Annotated in this window: 19 protein-coding genes; 8 read left to right on the top strand and 11 right to left on the bottom strand. The window is 50.6% G+C overall.

Translation table 11 applies throughout. The features are described from left to right. Positions 1–62: 62 nt before the first annotated feature. Positions 63–872 (bottom strand): hypothetical protein, encoded by an 810-nt coding sequence (locus tag ACJ2PR_RS22995; RefSeq protein WP_446878707.1) that lies wholly within the window; start codon positions 870–872, stop codon positions 63–65. A gap of 150 nt (positions 873–1,022) precedes the next feature. Here ACJ2PR_RS22995 and ACJ2PR_RS23000 point away from each other — a divergent pair, with 150 nt between their 5' ends. The 3 genes from ACJ2PR_RS23000 (at position 1,023) to ACJ2PR_RS23010 (ending at position 1,839) form a co-directional block, all read left to right on the top strand. After that, positions 1,023–1,238: a hypothetical protein gene (locus tag ACJ2PR_RS23000; protein ID WP_446868493.1), complete on the top strand. Its 216-nt coding sequence runs from the start codon at positions 1,023–1,025 to the stop codon at positions 1,236–1,238. A 23-nt stretch (positions 1,239–1,261) separates the two neighbouring features. Beyond that, a complete protein-coding gene (locus tag ACJ2PR_RS23005) occupies positions 1,262–1,462 on the top strand; it encodes a DUF2949 domain-containing protein (RefSeq protein ID WP_446860565.1) in 201 nt (66 codons plus the stop codon). Positions 1,463–1,530: 68 nt separating this feature from the next. After that, entirely contained in the window at positions 1,531–1,839 is a 309-nt protein-coding gene (locus ACJ2PR_RS23010; protein WP_446868492.1) for a hypothetical protein, read from the top strand. Between the two features lie 89 nt (positions 1,840–1,928). On the opposite strand, the gene ACJ2PR_RS23015 is transcribed toward ACJ2PR_RS23010, so the two are convergent. Continuing rightward, on the bottom strand, positions 1,929–2,486 hold the full coding sequence (locus tag ACJ2PR_RS23015) for a DUF4174 domain-containing protein (RefSeq protein WP_446878708.1): 558 nt from the start codon (positions 2,484–2,486) through the stop codon (positions 1,929–1,931). Between the two features lie 382 nt (positions 2,487–2,868). On the opposite strand from ACJ2PR_RS23015, the gene ACJ2PR_RS23020 reads away from it, so the two are divergent. After that, positions 2,869–4,641 carry a ShlB/FhaC/HecB family hemolysin secretion/activation protein gene (locus ACJ2PR_RS23020; protein WP_446878709.1) on the top strand — a complete coding sequence of 591 codons (1,773 nt, stop codon included), beginning with the start codon at positions 2,869–2,871 and terminating at the stop codon, positions 4,639–4,641. Positions 4,642–5,085: 444 nt separating this feature from the next. Next, positions 5,086–5,715 (top strand): esterase/lipase family protein, encoded by a 630-nt coding sequence (locus ACJ2PR_RS23025; RefSeq protein ID WP_446878710.1) that lies wholly within the window; start codon positions 5,086–5,088, stop codon positions 5,713–5,715. On the opposite strand, the gene ACJ2PR_RS23030 is transcribed toward ACJ2PR_RS23025, so the two are convergent. After that, positions 5,712–6,143 carry a VOC family protein gene (locus tag ACJ2PR_RS23030; RefSeq protein ID WP_446878711.1) on the bottom strand — a complete coding sequence of 144 codons (432 nt, stop codon included), beginning with the start codon at positions 6,141–6,143 and terminating at the stop codon, positions 5,712–5,714. The two genes, ACJ2PR_RS23025 and ACJ2PR_RS23030, sit on opposite strands and share 4 nt — an antisense overlap. Before the next feature lie 61 nt (positions 6,144–6,204). Between ACJ2PR_RS23030 and ACJ2PR_RS23035 the strand changes: the two genes are divergently transcribed. Next, complete coding sequence (locus ACJ2PR_RS23035; protein ID WP_446878712.1) at positions 6,205–6,984, top strand: TIGR00297 family protein; 780 nt, start codon at positions 6,205–6,207, stop codon at positions 6,982–6,984. Between the two features lie 17 nt (positions 6,985–7,001). Here the strand turns inward: ACJ2PR_RS23035 and ACJ2PR_RS23040 are convergent, their stop codons facing one another. From ACJ2PR_RS23040 to psbZ, 8 genes are all read right to left on the bottom strand, one after another. Further along, positions 7,002–7,871, bottom strand: coding sequence for an SDR family oxidoreductase (locus ACJ2PR_RS23040; protein WP_446878713.1), 870 nt, complete (start codon positions 7,869–7,871; stop codon positions 7,002–7,004). Between the two features lie 54 nt (positions 7,872–7,925). Further along, on the bottom strand, positions 7,926–8,705 hold the full coding sequence (gene xth, locus ACJ2PR_RS23045) for an exodeoxyribonuclease III (protein WP_446878714.1): 780 nt from the start codon (positions 8,703–8,705) through the stop codon (positions 7,926–7,928). 53 nt (positions 8,706–8,758) lie between these two features. Next, positions 8,759–10,084 carry a protein kinase domain-containing protein gene (locus ACJ2PR_RS23050; protein WP_446878715.1) on the bottom strand — a complete coding sequence of 442 codons (1,326 nt, stop codon included), beginning with the start codon at positions 10,082–10,084 and terminating at the stop codon, positions 8,759–8,761. Between the two features lie 186 nt (positions 10,085–10,270). After that, positions 10,271–10,975, bottom strand: coding sequence for an FHA domain-containing protein (locus ACJ2PR_RS23055; RefSeq protein WP_446860575.1), 705 nt, complete (start codon positions 10,973–10,975; stop codon positions 10,271–10,273). A 94-nt stretch (positions 10,976–11,069) separates the two neighbouring features. Continuing rightward, positions 11,070–11,795, bottom strand: a complete 726-nt coding sequence (pgl, locus tag ACJ2PR_RS23060; protein ID WP_446878716.1) for a 6-phosphogluconolactonase — start codon at positions 11,793–11,795, stop codon at positions 11,070–11,072. A gap of 135 nt (positions 11,796–11,930) precedes the next feature. Continuing rightward, positions 11,931–12,947, bottom strand: coding sequence for a sulfate/molybdate ABC transporter ATP-binding protein (locus ACJ2PR_RS23065; protein ID WP_446860577.1), 1,017 nt, complete (start codon positions 12,945–12,947; stop codon positions 11,931–11,933). Between the two features lie 282 nt (positions 12,948–13,229). Further along, a complete protein-coding gene (ribH, locus tag ACJ2PR_RS23070) occupies positions 13,230–13,817 on the bottom strand; it encodes a 6,7-dimethyl-8-ribityllumazine synthase (protein ID WP_446878717.1) in 588 nt (195 codons plus the stop codon). A gap of 400 nt (positions 13,818–14,217) precedes the next feature. After that, positions 14,218–14,406 carry a photosystem II reaction center protein PsbZ gene (gene psbZ / locus ACJ2PR_RS23075; RefSeq protein WP_446878718.1) on the bottom strand — a complete coding sequence of 63 codons (189 nt, stop codon included), beginning with the start codon at positions 14,404–14,406 and terminating at the stop codon, positions 14,218–14,220. 94 nt (positions 14,407–14,500) lie between these two features. Between psbZ and ACJ2PR_RS23080 the strand changes: the two genes are divergently transcribed. Both ACJ2PR_RS23080 and ACJ2PR_RS23085 read left to right on the top strand, forming a co-directional pair. Then, positions 14,501–17,281 carry a CBS domain-containing protein gene (locus ACJ2PR_RS23080; RefSeq protein ID WP_446878719.1) on the top strand — a complete coding sequence of 927 codons (2,781 nt, stop codon included), beginning with the start codon at positions 14,501–14,503 and terminating at the stop codon, positions 17,279–17,281. A 76-nt stretch (positions 17,282–17,357) separates the two neighbouring features. Continuing rightward, the coding region (locus tag ACJ2PR_RS23085) for a serine/threonine protein kinase (RefSeq protein ID WP_446878720.1) at positions 17,358–18,027 on the top strand (670 nt) is incomplete at its 3' end.

The following is an 18,027-nucleotide window of genomic DNA, read 5'->3' on the forward strand; positions in this document are numbered from 1 at the left end:
GGTTCTCAAATTTGTTTTATCCAACGTCTCCTGTCCAATGTCTTTCGTCCAACATTCCTACCCTACGGCGTTCCCGTGACGCTGGCCCAAAAGTACTTCTTGAACGAGGGTAGATCTATGTCGAGATGGAGTTTTTTTGACCAGGTGTAAAGATCAAAGCTGACGCGCTCTCCCACTACCACACCACCCAATAGCACGACCCAATGACTCGGAAACGGAATCGGCGGTGGATTGTTCTGCAACATGCCTTCAGCAGTGACCAACATCAAAGCGACACCGCCTGATTGGATGGCGATCGCACTCTGATTTAAGGCACTAACATCATTCATCAAGTAGGCGTGATAATACTCTGACTTGCGGTAGCCGAGAATTTCACGAATCCAGCCGCGCATCTCCCAGGATTTGGTCATGCCCGCGATATTGCGAATCATTTCTGGTGCGTTTGGCTCAACGGGAAACAACAGATTTTCAGACTCGCGCAGCGTTGCCAACACCATCCAATCAGCCTGCCCCATTTTGAGGTCGCCGCGACTAGCCTGACGCAGATTGTCAGAAGCCGAAATCCAGCGGGTCGTCGCTTGCAGTCCTCCTGACTCAAACAGGCTTTGGCAGATTTGCACATAGCGCAACGGTTGCTTTCTGACTAGCTCAAACAAGACCGCGGCCGGCCCACAAAACGGCTGTCCTCCTTGATTGATTTGAAACGGATCACTGACCCGCGATCTCATTTCTCTAATAATCGTCGCCTTGTCCAAAAACACCCATTTGCTCGGTGCGCTCGACTGTTCAAACGTGTCAATAGCAGCCGTGGCCGTTTTGACCAGATCAGGATTGGGAAGATATAACCCGGTTGATGCGTTAGTCACCGTCATAAAAATTCCTCTTACTGAGTTTTCAAAGGGGAGACGTGATGAATATCACTCGATCGCTCACAAAATGTCACACCTGCGCGTCTAACTTGTCACCGAAATTTAACAGCCGCAAGCTGATACTAATAACATCACATTCCCAACAGGTTCCCGATGATTGCTGGCGATCTCCTTCCAGGTGCGATTTCTGAACTCTACGCCGACGCTGCCTCTACGGGCAAACTGACGATCGGCGATCGCTACGCCATTAGAACAGCCCTGGTTAATGATTTGCTCGATCCAGAAGAACAAGGTGCCCTCGATCGCTTGCTCTACGCATTTCGTAAAGGAAAAGTGCAGCTTGTAGAGGAACTGTCTGCTATCCTGTAATCTTGTTTTTGCAGGGTGCCCCTATGAAGTTATTAACTCATCCCCTCATCCAATTTTTGACTGACGAACTGGGACTGTCTCAAGCCTCGATCGCACTGGCACTAGAGCATTCTGAGCAAACCCCTAGTCTATTGCCAATGACCCTTTGGAAGTATGGCCTGATTACACTCCCACAGCTAGACGAGATTTTTGATTGGTTAGAGCATTATGGTTCGCCGCTGTAGTTTTCAGCCTATTGAGGTTGTGAATTGATATAACAGGGACAAGTCCTCAATTCGCTCTTTAGTTTGTGATGAAATTCAAAGTTTTGTCCACCGCCGCTCTCATGACGATCGCCCTGATCGCTCCCGTCAGAGCCGAAAATCAGCCCAAAACCACCGCTCAATCTCAGCCCGATCAGCGTCAGATTCTCGAAGCCTGTGTCCAAAATCGCGCTGAAACTTTACCTAACCCCTTTAGCGATGTGCCCGCTAATCATTGGGCTTTCAAAGCCGTTTTGACGATGCACTACTGCGGAGCCTTTCGCCAGGCCACCCCGCCCAGTCTGGTCGATCGCCTCGTCAACGAATCACAGTCCCCCCGACCGCAGCCCGTCCAATAACTATCATAAAAACACAGCGAATCTCTTAAGGCCCACAGAATTGGCAGCTTGGGGAGCAGAAGCGTTGAACATCGAAGCGAAAGAGCCATCTAGTTAGCACGATCGCTCATCTCTTGTCGGCGCATGGGCATTTGATCAATTTGGCGGTAGATGGCATTCATCGCAGTAGGAACCGTTTCCCGTCGCTTTTCGGTGCCATCTTTGCCCACCAGAATGATGCGAAACTCGTCTGATTGAATGCCGTAACGCTTTCTCAGTTGAGCGATCGCCTCCGAGTTGATCGCCTGATCTTCAACAAAGCCAGTTTCTTTAAAGACTCGAATCAGTAATAGATTGCGATCGACCAGTTGAGACTGTTGAGCCTTGAGAAACTGAAGCTGCGATCGATAGTCAGCACTGCTTTCAGAAGGCGCAAAGATCTGTAGGAGGCGATTTTTCCACTGATATTGGTCAAGATCCATTGCAGTTCTTTTTGGTAGTAAAGTGGATTGCGGAGCGGCCTGACCTTGCAGCAGTAAAAAGCCGAGCAAAATCGCCAATGGGAAAACAATTCGCATGAGGTAGAGAGGGCCCGATCGTTCAAAAATCTCCTCAAGTCTAACGATCAAAGCGAGGAAGAAGAATGTCCAAACGGTGGGATCTTCCACTTATTTTTTTAGTCTGATAGGCGATGTGCAACTTTCCTGAAATGCTTGCCAAGATTGCCCTCACCCTAGCCCTCTCCCAGTGGTAGAGGGAAGCGGAACTATCCGGAAGCCTTTCTCTTTGGGGAGGAGGGTTGGGATGAGGGCAAATTAGTTGCACATCGCCTTCTGATCTAATCAAATATAATCAGTGGAGCAATGTCCGCTCTAGAGCCACGTTAGAAGTAATCTCTCTCAGGGAAGCATTGACTCGAACCTAGACCCTACTTTCAATCCCAGTGTTGAATTCTCACCCTGAATTACTGATGGAAATTACATCATTCTGATGGCTAACTAAGGGAGCGAAGGCGACGGTTCATTCACTTTGGTCACTCTTTCTCCTGCCATGTCCCCCAACTTTGCCCGTCGCTACCCGGTTTCTCTCGGTTTCTCTGTTTTGGTCGCGAGTTTGAGCCTGCAATTTGCAACGACTCAGGTGATCAGCGCTCAACTGCCGCCTGCGATCTCTCCGAGTTACCCGCAAGGGGTCGACAATCCCCTTCCTCGTGAGCCACAGCCGCCCTCAACCCAACCTCAGCCTCTCCCCGAAGCGCCTCCCCGTCTGCCACCTCCCGCCGAGTTGCTTGCGCCCACCGCTCCCACGCCCGGAGAAACACCTTCTGAAGACACGCCCCAATCCATTACGGTGCAGGAGTTTAAAGTAACGGGCAGCACCGTGTTTGAGGCGGCAGACTTTGCCAAAGTGACAGAGCCGTTTACTAAGCGACCCATTTCGCTGGCGGAGTTGTTTCAAGTGCGGGACGCGGTGACCAAGTTTTATGTCGATCGTGGTTACATCACATCAGGCGCATTTATTCCTCCGCAAAAGCTTGAGGCAGGAGTGGTTGAGATTCGCGTCGTCGAGGGCGGACTAGAAGACATCAAAGTAACCGGATCGGGGCGATTGGCTCCTAATTACGTGAGAAGCCGAGTTGCGATCGCGACTCGCAAACCCCTTAATCGCGCCAAACTCCTCGAAGCGTTGCAGCTATTACAGCTCAATCCACTGATTCAAAATCTGTCAGCAGAACTCTCAGCCGGAACCACACCCGGACAAAGCTTGCTCGAAGTCAAAGTGACCGAAGCCAAGACCTTTGCGGCTCAAGTAACGTTGGATAACTCTCGATCGCCCAGTGTGGGCACCAATCGCCGTCAGATTCGACTCAGTGAAGCTAATCTGCTCGGTCTGGGAGATGGCTTGAGTGTGGCTTACACCAATACCAATGGCAGCAATTCGGGAGACATTAGCTATACATTGCCGATCAACCCGCGCAATGGCACTCTCAGCTTTGACTTTGGCATTTCGTCGAGCAAGGTGATTGAGCGTCCGTTTGACATTTTGGATATCGAATCGGCTTCTCGCTACTACGAATTAACCTATCGTCAGCCAATTATTCAGAAACCGACTCAGGAATTGGCGATCGGCTTAACGGCGACGCGACGAGAAAGTAAAGCAACTCTTTTGGATGGTGAAATTCCTTTCCCCGCTTTGGGTGCAGACGACGAGGGAGAAACCAAACTCACCGCCCTGAGATTCTTTCAAGAATGGACGCAGCGCAGTAGTCGATCGGTGTTTGCAGTTCGATCGCAGTTTAGTTTGGGCTTGAATGCGCTAGGTTCTACAATCAACGAGACGGCTCCCGATAGTCGATTTTTGGCGTGGCGAGGTCAGGCGCAATGGGTGAGATTGTTGGCTCCCGATACGCTGCTATTGGTGCGATCGGATCTGCAACTGGCGGATCGAACGCTCTTACCGTTTGAGCAGTTTGGGCTGGGTGGACAAGACAGTGTGCGGGGCTATCGTCAAGATGCGTTGCTGACCGATAACGGGTTGTTTGCCTCAGCAGAAGTGCGCGTCCCCATTTTTAGAGCGCCCAGATCAAATCTACTGCTACAACTCACGCCCTTTGTCGATTTTGGGACAGGTTGGAATCGATCGGGCAGACCCAATCCAGAAGACCGTACTTTGGCATCGGCGGGGTTAGGCTTACGATTGCAGGCGGGCGATCGCTTCACCGCAAGGCTTGATTGGGGGATTCCACTGCTGTCAATTTCTGGAGAAAAACGCACTCTACAAGAAGATGGTGTGTATTTCTCCGTCAGCTACAGACTATTTTAAAGAAGGCGTTGCTGAATCAGGGGATGAATTGTCCCAAAGCGGCGAGAAACCCAAGGTTCAAAGTCCCTCAATTTTGGGGGATTTAGGGGGCGAAAAGATGGACACTTCCCACAGATATCCCTCCAATCAGCAACGCCTTAAAGAAAGCCAGAAAGTGTTAGGAGCGTTTATGTCTAGCCGTTGTGCGTCTTGAATAGAAACAGAATGGCCAGCGCAAAAGGCAATGATCACCGTGACGATCGCGCCTTCGATGATTCTCGCTCTGACTTTTGAAACCCCTTGAGAAAGATTATGCTATCGCGTTTGGGGTTAGTTGCCTGATAGGTTAGCTCTCGCGTCATGCCATTTCAAACGCTGTCCTCGACCTAACCGCAACGATCGAGGGATTCTACTAAGCTAGTGATCTGATGATGAACTGCTTACCCAAAATCACCTTTCTCAAGAATGACTACCGTAGACTCTCGCAATCCCGTTGTGCTAGTGCATGGATTGACCGACACGACGGCGATTTTTAGAACCATGACCAAGTATCTGGCGACCCACGGCTGGAATGTCTATAGCCTGGATTTGATTCCGTCGAATGGCGATCGCCCCCTCGATTATCTAGCCCAACAGCTTGCCGAATTTGTCGAGACGACTTTGCCCAAAGGTCAGTCCTTTGATCTGGTGGGCTTTAGCATGGGGGGTGTGGTTAGCCGATATTATGTGCAGCGATTGGGAGGACTCGATCGCGTTCAGCGGTTTATTACGATCTCCTCTCCCCACAAGGGCACGATCGTCGCCTATCTCTCTCAGCGTCCGGGCTGTGTGCAGATGCGTCCTGACAGTTCATTTCTCAATGACTTAAATCGAGATGTGCAGATGTTGGATCGGCTAAATTTCACCTCTGTTTGGACACCGATGGATTTAATGATCGTGCCAGCCAGCAGTTCTCAACTCCCCGTCGGAAAGGCGATTCAGGTGAATGTGCCGCTTCATGCCTGGATGGTGACCGACTCAAAAGGCTTAGAAGCGGTGGTCAATGCGCTCAAAGAACCCGTGCGCGGGGAGAAGGTGACAACCGATATCCGTTAGCGATCGCCAATTTGCGCCAGTTGACGATCGCCAAAAACAGCCGAACTGTGAGCGTAGTGCTTAAACTCCATCAGATTTGAAAAGGGGTCTGAGAGAAAAAAGGTGCAATGTTCGAGGGGCGTTCCGGCAAAGCGTTCTTTGGGTTGTTGGTAGAGCGCAAGCTGCTTTTGCTGGACTCGTTCTAGAAGAGTTTGCCAGTCCGATCGCGCTGTAAACACCAGCCCAAAGTGACGCGGATAAATGCCCTTTTGAGTGGTCAACGGTTCCTCAGTCAAGTGGGCGACAAGCTGATGTCCATAGAGATTGAGAATCACAGCCTGAGCGCTTTCTCGCCCCAACCCACAGCCCAATCCATCCACATAAAATTCCTTAGTCTGAGCAATATCACCCACCGGAAAAGCCAAATGAAATAAAACAGGAGAAGTCATGAGAGGTGAATTCCAAGTTGAGGGGTGTCACAATAAATTATCGCGAATTTTCTAATCACCGATGCCCTCACTCCTCACTCCTCACTCCTCACTCCTCACTCCCTGGCTGTTTGCGCTTGGCATCAACACCGTCTTACTGACGATCGTCTGGTTTGCTCCTAAAAAACTTTTGACTTTAGCGGGTGTGATTCATGCCTGGATACTGGGCGTGATTATCTGGGGCATTTTGGGCTGGCAGGGGTATGCGATCGTTGGGTTTTACTTCTTAGTCGGGTCGGGCATTACCTTTGTCGGCAAGGCGCAAAAAGAGGCGATGGGAATTGCAGAAAAGCGATCGGGTGCCCGCGGCCCTGAAAACGTTTGGGGGTCGGCTTTGACAGCAACCTTGTGCGCGTTGGGCGTTTTGGGATTACAACTTGCACAACAGCCTCAATTCATTCCCGTCTTACTGTTGGGCTATGTGGCCAGCTTTTGTACAAAACTTTCTGACACTTGCGCCAGCGAAATCGGTAAAGCGTATGGACAGCGCACTTTTTTGATCACAACGCTACAACCTGTGCCACGAGGGACAGAAGGAGCCGTTAGTTTAGAAGGGACACTTGCAGGAATTGTCGCATCCGTCGCCATCGCTTCCCTCGCCTGGGCTGTGGGCATGATTTCCCCGATCGGAGTCGGATTTTGTATCATTGCCGCTTTTATTGCAACCAATCTAGAAAGCGTAATCGGAGCTACATTGCAGTCGAAGTTTGACTGGCTGACGAATGAATTTGTGAACGTTTTGAACACACTGATTGGAGCGATCGTCGCAATACTATTGGGAATAGCGACCCCTTGCGGGTAACTCGAAGAGATCGGCGTTTAATTACTCACATAGCGTCGTAAAAAACTTTCTAACGTCTCCAACTTCAAATCAAACAGTGATTCGATCCTTTCAACTTCCGCAGGCGTGCAAAAATACTCATTTGCCAGCAGCGCTCTCAACGTTCCCAAAGATTCCCGGACTTTTGGATTGAATAGTCCAACCACATTGCGAATGCCGTCAAAGGCAAGAAGAGGCGGATTGATCAGAATGGGTTCACGGTCAAAGACTCGCCCAAAGATCTGAGGAACATCCTGACGCTGCAAAACTTCTGGGCCGCCCACGGGCAAGATCTGATTTTTGGCACCCTCGACTGAGACGGAGGCGATCGCAATTTTTGCCAAATCATCGGTACTCACGATCGACGTACGACTTTGAGGATCTCCAATCAGCAGATAGGTTCCCGTGCGGCGAAACTGTTCAGCGAGAGGCAGCAAATTAGACGAAAACCCCGCAGGTCGCAGAATCGTATAATTCAACCCACTGTTTTGTAAATACTTCTCAACTTCTCGCTTGGCTTTGAACACAGGCGCATCCTCATAGCCACGATCGACTCCCAACACAGAAATAAACACAAAATGCTCAACGCCTGATTCGAGGGAGCGATCGATTAGTTCAATATTGGCGCGATAGTTAATCGATTCACTTTCTCCCCCGTGGGCGCTGATCACATACTGCACATTTTGAACGGCTTTTTGAATATCGCGATCTCTGGACAAGTCACCAATAAAGATCTCTGCCCCACGATTTTCTAACTCGGCATAGTTTGACATCAAGCGTACAAACGCTCTGACCGCCAAATCTTGCTCTCGCAGAAGTCGCACAATTCGACGACCCAATCCACCTGTTGCGCCCGTGACTAAAAACATATCATTGCCTGTTGTGACTTCTTATTGGTAGCGGTTAATGGTCTAAAGTTCAACTTAAAGTTCGACGATGACAGGCGTGTGATCGCTGGGTTGGGTGAGGTGGCGAGGGGTGGTGTCGATCGTGCAGCTCGTCGATCGCTCATACAAATCCGGGGTCAGGTAGTGGTGATCAATTCGCCAGCCTGCATTGCGCCGAAAGGCACCCGTCCGATAGTCCCACCAGCTAAAGTTGCCGCCTTCTGAAGTAAATTTGCGAAACGCATCCGACAGTCCCAAGGACAAAACATTCCGCAGGGCATCCCGTTCTGCATCGGTTGCCATCACTTGTTTCTGACGATTTTTGGGGTCGTGAATGTCGATATCTTCTAGCGCAATATTAAAATCTCCACACACCAATAGACTGCTGGACTGTTGTAGTAATACCTGCAAGTATTCGCGCAGAACTTTTAACCAGTGCAGTTTGTAAACGTATTTGTCACTGTCGATCGCCGATCCATTGGGCACATACAAATTCACTACTCGAACGCCGTCTACAACGCCCATGATCACCCGCTTTTGCTCATCCAAATCACCCACATCTGGCAAAACGGCCCCAAAGCCCATCCTCACATCTGACAGTGGCGATCGGCTGACCAGCGCCACCCCGTTGTAGCTTTTTTGACCATAAATATAAGTTTCATAGCCCAGATCCGTGAAGGACGATCGCGGAAATAGCTCATCCACGACCTTCGTCTCTTGAAGACACAGCACGTCAACCGGATTCTCTTGAAGCCAATGCGTCACCTGCTCCAGGCGCGTCCGAACCGAGTTCACATTCCAGGTTGCAATTTTCATGAAAATATAAAAATGTCCAGGCAGACGATTTTAACTCGTTTCGCCCAGCATTCTCATCCGATCTCTCGCAATGCTTCTACCACTTCTTGGGCAGACTGGTAGCGATCGTTCGCCTCTGGGTTCGTCAATTTGCGGATCACCTGAGCAATCTCCGTCGTCAAACCTGGCACATATTCGGGATAAAAGCGATGTCCCTGTTCTCGGTAGCGATAAAACGCCTCTGGTTCTTGTCCTGATAGTAAAAACGCCAGCGTCGTCCCTAATGAATATAGATCAGATGCAGGAGTCGCAATGCCCTTTTGTTGCTCAGGAGCCGTATAGCCGAGCGAACCGATGCGCGTCCCCGACTGCAAGCCCAAAAGCCGCACCGCTCCAAAATCAATCAGCGTCACCTCATGAAAAGCCGTAGGCACCGATCGCCGAATCAAATTCTCTGGCTTAATGTCACGATGGATCACCGCAGGCGACTGTCCATGTAGATACTTCAGAATATCGCAAAGTTCCAGTACCCAGGCGATCGCTTGCTTTTGGGGCACCGCACCCCACTTGCTCACCTGCTGATGCAGCGATCGCCCATAGATCATCTCCATCACCAAATACGGCTGTCCCGCTTTGATAAAGAAGTCTCGCCACTCAGGAATTCCCGGATGCTTTAGCTGCTTGAGAACAAAGGATTCACGCTCAAATAGCTCCACCGCCTTACGCTCACCCAGCCAGCGATCGTTCAGCGTTTTGAGAACCAGATGCTTACCATCTCGCCAGACCAGATAAGTGCTGCCCATGCCGCCCTGTCCCAGCAGTTTGACCACCTGATACTCGCCAATCACCTGCTGAATTCTGAGCGGCGCACCACAATCAATACAGAATCTCAGATCGGGCGTTTTGCGAGTGTGGGCACAGACCACATTTAGCTGAGGTGGCTCCATTGCGGTCTTACGATCGGGAAGTTGTGCCCCAACTGCGGCCGAATTCAACGGTTGAGTAGACTCTCTTTCGGGCGAGTGTTCTTCTAAATCAGGCTTGAGTCGCTGAGAAAGCGTCCGTTCTCCCGTGATCTTTTTCGCTTCAGCACGAGCAGACACGCCGACATGAATCTGAATATTGGGGCCCGATCGCGCCAGACGAATGATCATCCCATTCTTAATTGGCACCTGCTCAATGCGTTTGCCATCGACATACGTACCATTAGCACCCAGACTCAAGACAGCCCAAACCGCACTGTCACACTGGATTTCTACGTGATACCGAGAAACCACCGCACTGTAGAGGACAACGTGATTATCCGTTGCTCGACCAATGCGAATGACAGATTCATCCTCAAAAGTCCAACATTGAACGGGCGTTAACTGGACGGGGTGCAGCAGGGTCAGAGTAATCACGTTCGCTGGAGAGCATGAAGAGGCAGACAAACCAAAGGGCAACCTGAGAGGCTTTTGATTCTAAAGTTGTGATGAATGAAAAAATCTAAAAAGAAAACAGTCATCCATCTAAATTAGCCCAGAATTATCCAATCAGATTGCCGAAGTTACTAAAGATACCGTGGGTAAACGAGACAAACGCAGACTTTAGGATAACTGAAACAAGAACGAAACCTTGTCTCCTTTACCCAGAGAGATGCGATCGCCTGCCCGCAGTCGATGACGATTGCCCAAAGGTAATGGCGCATTGTTGATATAGGTGCCGTTTGAGCTTCCCACGTCTTCGATAAAATAAGCATCGCCCTCCATGCGAATGTCTGCATGAATCCGCGAGACAATTTCTGAGTCAGGAAAGCCAGACACATCTACATCGGGCGGAATGCGATCGTTGGGTTTGCCCAAATGCACGACAGGTAGACCAGGCGGTAACTCGATCACCACATCGGTTTGAATGTGAAGCAATTTGGCGCTTTGTTGCTGTAGCTGAGTGGCACTGGAGGCAACGGGCGTGACAGGAATCGGAGCCATAACTGCTTCTTCAGGCTCAGAGGCGACGGGGGAAGGATTGGGTGACATTTCAGGAGAAACGACTAAAGGGTCGGGGGGAACCAGGGGATCGAGGTCGATCGAATCCGGGGGTAGATTCACGATCGGGTCGGGCGTTTCCGGATGGCTCTGACTCATGGTGGCTGTCCTCAAATTAAAGCCGCACTGACCACAAAAGCTAGCATCTGCCTGGACGGTCGCGCCACAGTTTGGACATTGCATCGTTGCCGGAAGGGGCGTATAACAAGCCTCACACTGAACGGCACCCTCCGGATTTTGATGATTACAATTTGGACAAACGATCATGCAGGTTCCCCATTCACCAAAGTTAATGATAGAGGAAGACTGGTCAGAGGAAGGAGTTTGCGTCACCTTCTATTTAGAATTCACGTCTTAGAATTCAGGTCTCTGCCAGGTTCTCTCCGGCGGGTCGATCGAGGAGCCACCACAATTCCGCTTGGGCTTGAATAAACCGGGCAGGGTAGGTGTTTCCATCCGCAACGGGCGCAAAAATCTGAGCCAGCGCAGACTGTTTGTTAGCTCCGGCTACCATAAAAAGAACGGTACGCGCTTGATTGATTAGAGGAATGGTAAAGGTGATACGCGGCTGACCGTCTTTGTTGCCTACAGTGATTAGCTGATCGCACACCTGCAATGCGTCTGTGTGAGGAAACAGCGAAGCCGTATGAGCATCATCACCGATTCCTAGCAAGATCACATCCAGGGATGGAAATTCACCCGATTGAGTCTGAAAAAATTCTTGCAGTTCGGCTGCGTGTTTTTGAGCCGCGATCGCCGGATCGGCTTCATCAGTCGGCATCGGATGAATGTTTTTTGATGGGATGTCTACTTTATCTAACCAGGCTAATCGGGCCATTCGCTGGTTACTGTCTGGGTGATCTGGAGAAACGTAGCGCTCATCGCCCCAAAAAATGTGCACTTTATCCCACGGCAACGATTCACTCGCCAGCTTTTCGTACAAGGGTTTGGGAGTACCGCCACCTGCCAGCGCGATCGTCGCCATTCCCCGTTCAGCGATCGCCGCTTGTAGTTTCTGAACGACGATTTGCCGCGATCGCTCTACCAGCGTCGTTAGATCGGGCAAAACTTCCACATATTTATCCATACCGTTTCCTGAAAACCACACCGCAAGGATAAAGGAAGATCGCGCGATCGTGCCTTGCTCTCCAGAATGGTTTCACATCTGAGTCACCTCTGAGGCAGAATTCTGGAATCTTTGAACGACTCAGATTGAATAGTATCAGATTGAATAGTAGAGCGGAAAAGACTTGGCATCCTTGGGCTTGATATAGACACGCTGATCCGGTTCTAGCTTTAATTCGTCGAAGCGATCGCGGGTCAGATGGGCGGTCATCACCTGTCCGTCGTCGAGGGTCAGTTCTGCTTGAATTTCCCAACCCAGATGAATCAGGCGAGTCACTCTAGCAGCGACAGTGCTGCCATTGGGCGAGGTTTCTACCAAAATATCGTGCGGCCGCAAAAACATCTCAGGATTGGCTGAGTCAAAGCCATTGTTTTGAAACAGATGAGACGAACTGGGCAACACATTCACCGGGCCAATAAAGCTCATCACAAAGGCGGTTGCCGGATGGTCGTAGATTTGGGCGGGCGTGCCAATTTGCTCGATTTTGCCCTTGTTCATCACGACAATTTCGTCGGCGACTTCCATCGCTTCTTCCTGATCGTGAGTCACAAAAACGGTCGTGACATGGACTTCATCATGCAGACGACGCAGCCACGCTCTCAAATCTTTGCGGACTTTGGCATCCAACGCCCCAAACGGCTCATCTAGCAGCAATACTTTAGGCTCAACCGCCAGAGCACGAGCGAGGGCCACCCGTTGGCGCTGCCCTCCTGAAAGTTGAGACGGATAGCGATCGCCCAGTCCGCCCAGTTGCACCAGATCCAGCAGTTCTTCGACGCGCTTTTTGACCTTCCCTTTCTCAGTTTTGCGAATCTCCATTCCAAAGGCAATATTTTGCCGCACCGTCAAATGTTTGAACAAGGCATAGTGCTGAAAGACAAATCCGATGTTGCGATCTTGTACGCTGCGATCGGTGGCATCTTCTCCCGTCAGCCAGATCTTGCCCACATCGGCGTTTTCTAGCCCTGCAATCAGCCTCAACAACGTCGATTTTCCTGATCCAGACGGGCCCAGCAGCGCGACCAGAGAGCCACTTTTGATTTCTAGATTGACGCGATCGAGTGCCTGAAAGCTGCCAAACTGTTTAGATACGTCTTCGACTACAATGCCCACGACAAGAAACCTCTTAAGAACGGTGAGGGATGAGGAAAGTTAATCGCATTCAGGACTTACGGAGAGAGTCCAAGAACTTTGAGCTTCTCATCAACCTTTAATCTCCGGTTTTTAGATGAGATTACTGTAGATTTATAGCACAAAATTGGTAGCAAATCTTCAAGACAATTTGAAACCTGGAATTTAATCCCAGGATCGTAACGGCGATCGCTAGAGGCAAGCAACTCACCTACAAACCCAGTGGGGGCAACACTGAGCAGGATAAAGCTTTAGGAGTCTACGCTACTCAGACGCTTCGGCAACAGCACTGTGCATTGAGGCAGAGAGCGTATGGTGAGCCGCCGGAGAAAGCGCTCCATTAGTTCCATTAGTAAAGTGTGATGTGCTGCCTTTGATTTGTCGCATCAGACTGGCCATCTCTAGGGCATTCATCCCATAGCCCCAGCCGTTATTGCTCTTGATGCCCGCCCGCTCTAAAGCCTGCTGCATGGTGTCAGCGGTGATTACCCCAAAGATTACCGGGACTCCGGTCTGAAAGCCAACCGCCGCGATCCCTTTAGAGACTTCGGAGGATACATAGTCAAAGTGAGGAGTCTGACCGCGAATCACGGCTCCCAGACAGATGATGGCATCGTAGCGACCAGAGAGCGCCAACTGTCGGGCGACAAGGGGCAACTCAAAACAACCGGGCACCCAGGCATAATCGACCTGAGTTCCTTGAGAGTCAACATCGACGTTTACACCGTGGCGCTTGAGGCAGTCTTGACAGCCTTCTAGAAGTTTGTTGGTGATCATGTCGTTAAATCGGCCGATCACGATCGCAAATCGGAAACTATCGGAATGAGCAAACGATCCTTCAAATAATGTCATTGTTTCAATCTAAGTATCAATGATTCACAGCTACGATCTCAGAATGAGTCTCAAAACGCCTTTAAAAGCATCTTTGAATCTATTCTTTATGAACCGCATTTCATCCAAAAGATGAGTTCTTCCGGATATCCACTTAATCTAGCGGCATCGTCAACTTTTGAACAGAGCTAATTTAGTGAATTTATGTGGGTTTTATAGTTGAGATAGGTTTTCTGGGTATTAGAGAAAATAATTCACCTCTCTAAACATTCATAATCAACTTAAGAATCAACTTAAGAAAGATAATTTTGGGGTGGCTGAATGACGAATTAGGTCTTAACTTGTTTTGCAACAAAAGATAGCGTCTGAATTGCAACGCCTGTGTTCGTCATTCAGCATATTTTGAGAGGTGACTTGAAATTTAAGCAACCAGGAAATTGAGTGCGCCCACGGCAAAAACCAAAATAATCCAAAGTCCCGACCCCAAAAGCAATAACCGCTTTGACTGATCCCAATTGCGAGGGGAAGCGTAGGCAACGGGCACTGCGATCACCATGACAAATGAGAAGATAACGAGAGCAGCTAAGGCAATCTGAAACAAAATTGACATTTTTTTCTCCCAAACTCAACAAATAAATAAACCCAGCTTTGGCGGCAGATAGACTGCACTTATCACCAGCCCATGAAAGTAACCTATCAGAAAAATGCACCTGATTCTATGCCATACGACGGCAGATTTTGACACGCTGGGGGCGGCCGTAGGGCTGACTCGTCTCTTACCGGGATCGCGGATCGTTTTGGCGGGGGGTGCCCATCCGACGGTGCGAGATTTTTTGGCGCTGCATCGCGATGAGTTTGCTTTGATTGAGCGGCGATCGATTGCTTCCGATACCATTCATGCGCTCTCTTTGGTGGATGCTCAACGGCGCGATCGCTTCGGCAAAATGGCGGAATGGTTTGATCTGCCCAACCTGACGATCACAATCTATGACCATCATTCAGCAGCAGATTGTGACATTCCCACTCATCAGCTTTGTGTGGAATCGGTTGGGGCGACGACGACGTTAATTGTAGAAAAACTCCAGTCAGCGAAAGTTTCACTCAATGCTGTAGAAGCCACCGTCATGGCGCTGGGTATTCACGTCGATACGGGATCACTGACGTTTGAGCAGACGACTGCACGAGATGCGACAGCGTTGGCGTGGTTGATGACGCAGGGGGCAAATTTGCGAACGATCGCCCATTACGTCGATCCTGGACTTTCTCCGACTCTGCAAACGCTGCTCAGTCAAGCTTTGGACACCTTGCAGTCAGAAGTCATGGAGGGCTACACCGTCTCATGGGTGCTGTTAAAAACAGAGGACTATGTGCCAGGACTGTCTAGCCTTGCGTCTCGATTGATTGACATGACTGAAAGTGATGCGCTGCTGTTGGCCCACCAATACTGTCGCGGGGCAAATCAGTCGGAGGCCAATGTTTTGACCGTGATTGGGCGATCGCGCATCCCAGGCACCCATCTCAATGCGCTATTCAAACCTTGGGGGGGCGGCGGACATTCTCAAGCGGCAGCGGTCACGGTGCGAGACGGCGATCCAGACCTTTTGGCACAGTTGGTTACTGCCTTGAGCGCTCAGATTCCCCAGCCGCCGATCGCCCGTGAGTTGATGTCGGCTCCGGTTCGCACAATTCGCCCTGAGACGACGATCGCCGAAGCTCAAAGAATTTTGCTGCGCTATGGGCATTCTGGCTTGTCGGTGGTGGATTCTCAAGATCAGCTTGTCGGCATTGTGTCGCGTCGCGATCTGGACATTGCCCTACATCACGGGTTTAGTCACGCTCCAGTTAAGGGCTATATGGCGACGAATTTGAAGACGATCGCGCCCGACACACGCCTCCCCGAAATCGAATCTCTGATGGTCACCTATGACATCGGGAGGCTTCCCGTTTTGGAGGAAGGTCAACTAGTGGGCATTGTGACGCGAACGGATGTGCTGAGACAGATTCATCAACAAGAAACCGGGGAGCAGAGCAGAACCAAGGAGCCGTTCACTCAAATCTCAAAAGTTAACCCTCCAACCCTCGATCGACTTCCTGAAAATCTCCGGAGAATCTTGACGATCGCCGCCCAACAAGCCGAACTGCGAGGCTGGCACCTTTATCTAGTGGGGGGTGCGGTGCGCGATCTGTTGTTAGCCGATTCGGATGTGATGATTACGGACATTGATCTGGTGGTGGATGGCTACCATCGATCAACCGACGTGGGCGCAGGTGTGGAATTAGCGCGATCGTTGCAAACGCTTTATCCCACCGCTCGTCTGGAGGTGCATGGCAAGTTTCAAACAGCAGCGCTGCTGTGGCACAAAGATCCCGGTTTCGATTCGCTGTGGATTGACATCGCCACGGCTCGGACGGAGTTTTATCCCTACCCGGCAGCTAATCCAGAAGTAGAGGCGAGTTCGATTCGGCAAGATTTGTATCGTCGAGATTTCACCATTAATGCGCTGGCCCTGAGATTGACGAATCCGCGCTCTGGCGATCTGTTGGATTTTTTTGGCGGCGTTCTCGATTTGCAAACAGAACAGATTCGTGTCCTCCACACCAACAGCTTTATCGAAGATCCGACGCGCATTTATCGGGCAGTCCGGTTTGCGGTGCGGTTGGGGTTTGAGATCGAGCCACAGACCGAAGGCTACATTCGTCACGCGATCGCCAGTGGCATTTACGAACAGATTCAAAAAGTCGCCGGACGGGTCAACGCGCCCGCTTTGCAAACTCGCCTCAAATCAGAACTCAAATACAGTCTGCAAGCCCCTTACTGGAAGGCAGCCCTGGAGAAGCTAGACGACCTGCAAGCCTTGCGCTGCATTCATCCCAATCTGAAATTCGATCAAGCCGTGAGTTGGCAACTGCGATTTGTAGAAAAGCTAATTGCCTGCGATCGTTTGCAAACCCTCACCCCCTGGCAACTGCGGCTAGAAGTTTTGATCGCGCAGCTTGATCCCGCCGATCGCCTTCCGGTCGCCCAAAATCTGCAACTTGCGAGTGATAGCCGCGATCGCCTCTCCCAGTTAGAGACAGTTCAACATCACCTAGACGAGAATCTGCCTCACTGTCATCGTCCCAGTCAAATCGCTCGACTGCTCAAACCTTATGATCTGCCGATGCTCGTTTTAGTGGCGGTCAAGAGTGCGCGATTAGCGCAAGGCGCAACTCCGAAGGAACCGATTCGCAGACAAATTTGGCGCTACGTCACGGTCTGGTCAACGGTGAAACCCGCGATCGACGGGAAGGATTTGCAACGGTTGGGATACAAACCTGGCCCTCAGTTTAAGCAAATTTTGGACGATTTGTGGGCGGCTACGCTGGATGGAGAATTGAGCGACCCCTTGCGGGTAACTCAAAGCGACCCCTTGCGGGTAACTCAAAGAGATCGCTCTCAGGCAGAAGCGTATCTAGCCCAACACCATCCTCTGCCAAAGTGCTGAAAAATTCCTAGTTCCTGATTCTAGGTAAATCTGCCCGAAAGGGGTAGCATGGTTTGAACTGTGCAGAGAGACAGCGATGGAACTTAAAGCGGGAATCACTCTCCAGGGCGGAAAATATCTGCTCAATCAGGCGTTGGGCAATCAAGATTTTGGCATCACTTATCTAGCCACCCAGACCTATTTAAATCAAACAGTAGTCGTCAAGACGATCGACCCCAGCCTGCAAATTACCCGTAGCTTTCCTCACCTGCACCAGCGCTTTGTCGAAGAAACCCGCCTTTTAGCGAGAAGTCAGCACCCTAGCATCGTCCGGGTTCTCGACTTTTTTCAAGAAGAAAATCTGCCCTTTATCGTCATGGATCAGGTGCCCGGAAGAACCCTGGCCGAAATCATCCAGGTCAAAGGCGCACTCACCGAAGCTCAAGCCGTCTATTTTATTCGGCAAATCGGGGCGGCTCTGGCAGTCGCTCACCACAACGGACTGATTCACCGCAACCTCAAGCCTCAAACAGTAATTCGCCGACAAGGAACTAATCTCGCCGTTTTGGTTGGATTTGGGATTGCTCACGACCTAGCAACCTCTGTGACCCCCTCACAAAACTCCGCCGCCGACCTTAACTCATTCGCCCCGCCTGATGCCTCTTGGCTCGGTGACAATCGATTTGCGATCGACCTCTACGCCCTCGTCGCCCTCTTTTATTACTTACTAACCGCCCGTCCGCCCAGTCAGCCCCTGCAATTTGACG

The organism is Phormidesmis sp. 146-33 (assembly GCF_052939515.1).